The sequence below is a fragment of the Colwellia sp. MB02u-10 genome (assembly GCF_014077185.1).
GTDB lineage: Bacteria > Pseudomonadota > Gammaproteobacteria > Enterobacterales > Alteromonadaceae > Cognaticolwellia.
The window spans coordinates 1-1342 of sequence record NZ_JACGVK010000099.1 but is presented as its reverse complement, the minus strand read 5'-3'; the positions used below and the strand labels follow the sequence as shown (position 1 = coordinate 1342).

Below are 1342 nucleotides of genomic sequence, written 5' to 3'. Positions count from 1 at the left end.
TAATGCCGATCATTTAAGCTAAAACAGATCGGTTGAACGATCATCTAGACCCTGTATAAAGGCTTCTAAGTTTACTTAGAAGCCTTTATTTTTATGCAAGTATCACAAGCCCTAGACATTATTAATCAATGGAAACCTAACCAAGTCGAAACGCTTGCAGATCTTTTACCACTGGAGCTTATTCACGAAGCTTATGCGTTAACAGATACAGTGACGATGCGAAAACGTAAGTTAACCTTAGAGTCTATGGCGTGGTTACTCGTTGGCATGGCTATCTACAATGACAAATCAATGGCTGACATTGTTAACCAACTCGATATCGTTGACCGAGAAGGTAAACCTTTTGTTGCGCCAAGTGCGTTAACTCAACGCAGAAAAAATTTAGGTGAAGCGGCAATGAAAGCCTTATTTCAGTGTACTCAGGCGCATTGGTTCGAGCAAGCTAACTTGCCACAATGGAACGGCCTTACCTTATTGAGTGTTGATGGCGTTGTTTGGCGAACGCCTGACTCAGACGCAAACAATGAAGCATTTACTGTTCCTAAAAACACACAGTACCCTCAAGTTCGTATGGTTTGTCAGATGGAGTTAAGTAGCCACCTTATTACTGCCAGTGCCTTTGATGATTACACGGTAAATGAGATGATATTGGCAGAAAAACTCATTGATACAACACCTGATAATAGCCTTACCTTGTTCGATAAAGGCTTTTACTCACTTGGATTACTGCACAAATGGCAATCAACAGGGACAGAGCGTCACTGGCTTATTCCACTCAAGAAAAACGTACAATATGAAGAAGTTCGTAAGCTTGGTCGTAATGACAAGTTGGTACGATTATCCAGTAACCCTCGTGCTAGAAAGCTTTGGCCTACATTACCTGAGACACTCGTTGTACGCTTAGTTTCACGTAAAATCAAAGGGAAACAATACGATGTACTTACCTCAATGGTTGACCCTATGCGTTTTCCATCGTGTGATATAGCTGATTTATACGGGCATCGCTGGGAAATAGAGCTTGGTTATCGAGAGCAAAAGCAATACATGCTCGGAAACCGATTAACACTCAGGAGTCGGTTACCAGAGTTAGTGAAACAAGAATTATGGGGGATATTGCTGACCTATAATATGCTCAGGTATCAAATGGTAAAAATGTGTCATACGTTAAAAGGAAACTATCTGCCATATCAACTGAGTTTTAATGGGGCATTAGCGCATATTATGCGCTTACTTGTAGGCTTACCCTATTCCACACCGGGTGCAATTCCACGGCAGTTGAAGAATTTTTACAATATGGCTGAAAGTCTTATTTTACCGCCTCGGCGAGAGAGAACGTTTCCTC

At 41.5% G+C, this 1342-nt stretch carries 1 protein-coding gene; it reads left to right on the top strand.

Going from position 1 to position 1342, the window contains the following annotated elements; all coding sequences use genetic code 11:
* Positions 1-93: 93 nt before the first annotated feature.
* Positions 94-1342 (top strand): IS4 family transposase (locus tag H4J59_RS04020; RefSeq protein ID WP_182237001.1); only part of this gene is annotated, 1249 nt, incomplete at its 3' end.